Genomic DNA, 4,278 nt, shown 5'->3' on the forward strand with positions numbered 1-4,278 from the left:
TAGGGCATCAAGCTGCCCTGAGGCTTTCAGCTGCTCGACCAGGTCCTGGCCCGAGGGCTCGCCTGGGTTCTTCTCGTCGGTCATGGTCATGATTCTTACCGTTCCTCTCGGTACGGCTTACACAGACCATCTGACACGCCCTTGGCCGGCCGAGTGCGGAGCAGGCCGAAATCGCCCGGTTGCGCCGCCAGCTGGCCGCCTCCCAGCAGAAGCTGGCCACCACCGAGACCGCCCTGGACATCATGGGAAAAGCACACGCGCTCTTGGAGCAGATTTCCGAGAGCGCGGACACCGAGCAGCCGCGCAAGAAGCGCTGATGGGCGCCTACACCGAGCTCACCGCCGCAGGCGTGACCACCCGGGACGCAGCGGGACTGACCGGGGTGTCGCGGGCCACCGCCACCCGCCGGCGGGCCCGGACAGCACCGGGACCTCGGACCGCGGTGGAGCCGGCCAACCGGCTCAGTCGCGTTGAGCGGGAACGGGTGCTGGAGGTGCTCAACAGTGACGAATTCGTCGACCAGCCCCCGGCCCAGGTCTACGCCACGCTGCTGGAGCGCGGGGTGTACCTGTGCTCGATCGCCACCATGTACCGCATCCTCGCAGCCGCCGCGCAGGTGAAGGAACGCCGGCGCCAGGCCCGTCACCCGGCCCGAGCGATCCCTGAGCTGATTGAATCGCCCCGGGTCTGGTGGAGGCTCTGATCCAACGGAAGGATGCAGAGCATGCCAGCACCACGGAAATACCCCGACGAGCTCCGCGAACGCGCCACGCGGATGACCCTCGAAGCCCGTCAAGACCCCGCCACGAAGTCCGGAGCGTTCCGCCGCGTCGGAGAACAACTCGGAATCAACCCCGAGACGCTGCGCAACTGGGTCCGCCAAGCCGAGATCGATGAAGGTCACCGCCCTGGGGTCACGACCAGCGAGGCAGCCCGGATGGCCGAGCTGGAGAAGGAGAACCGGGAGCTGCGGCGGGCGAACGCGATCCTGCGCTCGGCCTCGGCTTTCTTCGCGGCGGAGCTCGACCGCCCACACCGGTGATCGTGGACTACATCGACGAGCACAAGCACGAGTTCGGTGTCGAGCCGATCTGCACCACACTGACCGCAGCGGGCACGCAGATCGCACCGAGCACGTACTACGCCGCCAAGACACGCCGGCCCTCGGCCCGCAGTCTGCGCGATAAGCGGCTGGTCGCTCAGATCCGGCGGGTGCATGAGGCCAACTACGGGGTCTACGGGGCCCGGAAGATCCACGCGCAACTGCGCCGTGAGGGCATCCAGGTTGCCCGGTGCACGATCGAGCGGCTCATGCGTGCCGCAGGACTGCGCGGGATCAGCCGCGCGAAGGGTCCACGCACGACAGTGACGGGCCGGGGCCCGGATGAGCGTGAGGACCTGGTGCAGCGCGACTTCACCGCGGCCGCCCCGAATCAGCTGTGGGTCGCTGACATCACTTACTGCCGCACTTTCGCCGGGTGGGTGTACGCCGCGTTCATCATCGACGTGTTCTCCCGACGGGTCCTGGGGTGGCAGCTGTCGAAGTCGTTGCGCACGGACCTGGCGCTGGACGCGTTGGAGATGGCGTTCTGGACGCGTCAGCGTGCTGGTCAGGACGTGGCCGGGCTGCGGCATCACAGCGATAAAGGAGTCCAGTACGTCGCTGTGCGCTACACCCAGCGGCTGGCCCAGGCCGGCGCAGTCGCCTCGGTCGGCTCGACGGGGGATTCTTACGATAATGCCCTCGCGGAGGCATTCAACTCGCTGTTCAAGGCCGAGCTGATCCGGAACAAGGGCCCGTTCACGTCCATCGAAGACCTGGAGATCGCGGTCGCAGAGTACGTCGACTGGTTCAACCATCGCCGCGTGCACGGGGAGATCGGGATGGTTCCTCCGGTCGAGTTCGAGGACGTCTACCATCATGAGAACCCCGTGTCGGCGCCCGCCGGGACGGCACTTGCGAGCCTCTAACAAACCCGGGGCGATTCAGCTCGACCCGGTTGCAGGGGTTACGGGCCTCCGGGTTCAGCACCTTGTGCGGCAACCCCCGTGTCCCCGGACGGGTGCCCCAGTGCGAACACGACCTCGGTACCGCGACCCGGGTGCCAGCCGGCGCCGGGACCCTGAATCAGCAACAGGCAGTGCTCGAAGCTCTCCGCGGAGAGGTCGTCCTCTGCCACGGCGAACCCGTCCCCGGCGCCGAATATCTGCGCCGGATGCGGTCCATCGCGGTGCTCCTGATCCACATCGCGGCCATCAGCCCCGCCTCAGGCCTCCCCGGATGGGCCCTGCAGGTGCGGGTCGAGGCGCGCGCACGCACTAAGGAGCGCGGCCCGCGGTGGGGTGTGAGCGCCCCGGACTGCCCCGAGCTGCGTGCGGAGGTATTCCTCATCGCCCACCAGATCCTCGCCGGCTCAGTGGGAGTGGGTAGAGGGGCTCTGAACGCCTGGCTCGACCTCGTGCCACCCAGCAACGAAGGCAGCCGTGCATGGGCGAAAGACCACACCACCACCCCCGATGCCATCAGCTACCTCATCGGCTGAGACGCAGGAGACGAGGAGAGATGTCGAAGTCATCGAAGCGCAAGAGGCGTGCGGGCAAGGAAGACCGCGGCGAGCGCCGGGCGTTAGCCAGTGGCCGGCCAAGCGGGGCGCCCGCAGGAGGCCGGGAACAGCCCCCTGACCGGATGAGCCTGTCGAACTTGTTGGGTTCTCGGCCTGGATGGGCTCTGTCGGAAGTGTTCCTGGAGTTCGTCGGCGAAGAACTCTGGTGCTATGAGCCGAGCCGCCCGACGGCCGGCATCCTCGCCCCGGATTCCACTGGCACGACCGTCAGCTGGAATACCTACGACTCTCGGGGCGGCCTCCTTGTAGAACCGCCGAGCTGGGACGGCGGGCTATCCCGCCATGAACGTCTCTACGAAACCCTCCGAGCGCTCGAACTCGATCTGCCTGCGATCGAGGGGTGGAGAGCGGATGTGACCGGCCCACCCCCTGGCGCCCAGTACGGGGCCCCATATTGAGCAAGGGGATGCGAGGGGCTCCCCGCGTCCTGGCTGCCTCGTCGCTGACGCTGCACGTACCGCTCAGAAGGGCTCACTCGTCGGCGTGCTGCGTCATGAAGTGGTACTGCCACTGTGGGAGAGCCCAGCGGCCCTCGTCGCTCAGAACTGCGGCAGAGCCCTTCTCGTCCGTCAGCAGGCATCGGATCGCAGGGAAGTAGACCTCGTCAGGTGTCTCCAGACGCACGCGCACTACGGCCACACTGAAGGCGTGGTGGTCGACTTCTAGGAGCTCATAGCTTTGGAGCTCATGACCGTCGTATTCACGGCGCAGATCGACGGGGCGGACCTGTGCGGACCGTAGAACCACCTGGTCTGACATCCCCTTGTAGTTCTGGCGCCGCCACGCCTGGAGAAACTCCGACACCAGCTGGACGGCAGGATGCGACGGGAATGCCGGGTCCTGGGCGCCCAGGCTCTGGGGGATGAACGCCTCCATCTCCCTGCGGTCCCGCGCAGTGCGTCCCACCTGACGGAGAACTTCCATGAGCGTGGGCGCAGCCGGCTTCGCCAACTCCTTCGCCTCGGCATCCTTGGAGGCAGCCCAGTCGGCGACGGCGAAGAGGCGGTTCCAAGCCTTCGTGGCGACTACGGCGTTGTTGTAGTTCGTCAAGGCTCCATGCACGATGCCATGCCGGTAGAGCTCGGTGACCGGCTCGTTGTTCCGCTTCTTGAACCCCTTCTTGAAGGAGTGGTGCGCCGCGGACAGGCCCTGGTGGTGTCCCACCACACTGTTCCACGCTTGTAGGTCCTCGCCATCGAGAGCGTGGAGGCCCTGCGGGTGCTGCGGATTGAGGTCATTGACGAAGCCGTCCATGACACTCAGGAGGACATGCACAACGGCGTAATAGCGGCCGGCCTGCTGGTCTGCCCACGCGAGCTCCAGTAGGTGCATGCGAGGGCGAAGAGGTGCGTGCCGGTTGAGCCTGAGCATCATCCACCGAAGGTGGTCTTCCTCGTTGTACCAGGTGACCAGGGCGGTTTCCGCGGCCTGGGGATCACCTGCATGGGCATCCATCAGTGACCTCATCGCGTCCACATTGAGGCTGTCATGGAAGATCCAGTGCTCCGGCCCGAACAGCGTGTAGAAGTCATCGACCGTCTGGGTGAGGGCCTCGAGGCCACGCTGGACCTCGCGCATCTGCTCTCGAGTACCACTGGGGACCAGCGGGCCGAGGCGCGCGAAGGCGCGCAGCTGGTTCTTCATCTTGGTGATC

The 4,278-nt window shown here is 66.5% G+C and carries 3 protein-coding genes, 1 pseudogene and 1 other annotated feature; of the genes and pseudogenes, 3 read left to right on the top strand and 1 reads right to left on the bottom strand.

Translation table 11 applies throughout. The annotated features are described in order from the left end of the window. Nucleotides 1-146 precede the first annotated feature (146 nt). The 3 genes and pseudogenes from ACFI33_RS11600 to ACFI33_RS11610 all read left to right on the top strand — a co-directional run. A pseudogene (locus tag ACFI33_RS11600) lies at nt 147-673 on the top strand (IS3-like element ISAar44 family transposase); the annotation flags it as partial. 51 nt (nt 674-724) lie between these two features. After that, a protein-coding gene (locus ACFI33_RS11605; RefSeq protein ID WP_462624041.1) for an IS3 family transposase occupies nt 725-1,971 on the top strand; the annotation gives its coding sequence in 2 pieces (ribosomal slippage) (nt 725-1,004 and nt 1,004-1,971; 1,248 coding nt in all). Continuing rightward, nucleotides 1,003-1,131, top strand: a sequence feature (AL1L pseudoknot). Its footprint overlaps the gene before it by 129 nt. Nucleotides 1,972-2,141: 170 nt before the next feature. Beyond that, entirely contained in the window at nt 2,142-2,543 is a 402-nt protein-coding gene (locus tag ACFI33_RS11610) for a hypothetical protein (RefSeq protein WP_206450868.1), read from the top strand. A gap of 552 nt (nt 2,544-3,095) precedes the next feature. Here ACFI33_RS11610 and ACFI33_RS11615 read toward each other — a convergent pair. Then, the coding region (locus ACFI33_RS11615; protein ID WP_462624042.1) for a hypothetical protein at nt 3,096-4,278 on the bottom strand (1,183 nt) is incomplete at its 5' end.

It is taken from the genome of Micrococcus sp. PSi08, assembly GCF_054960655.1.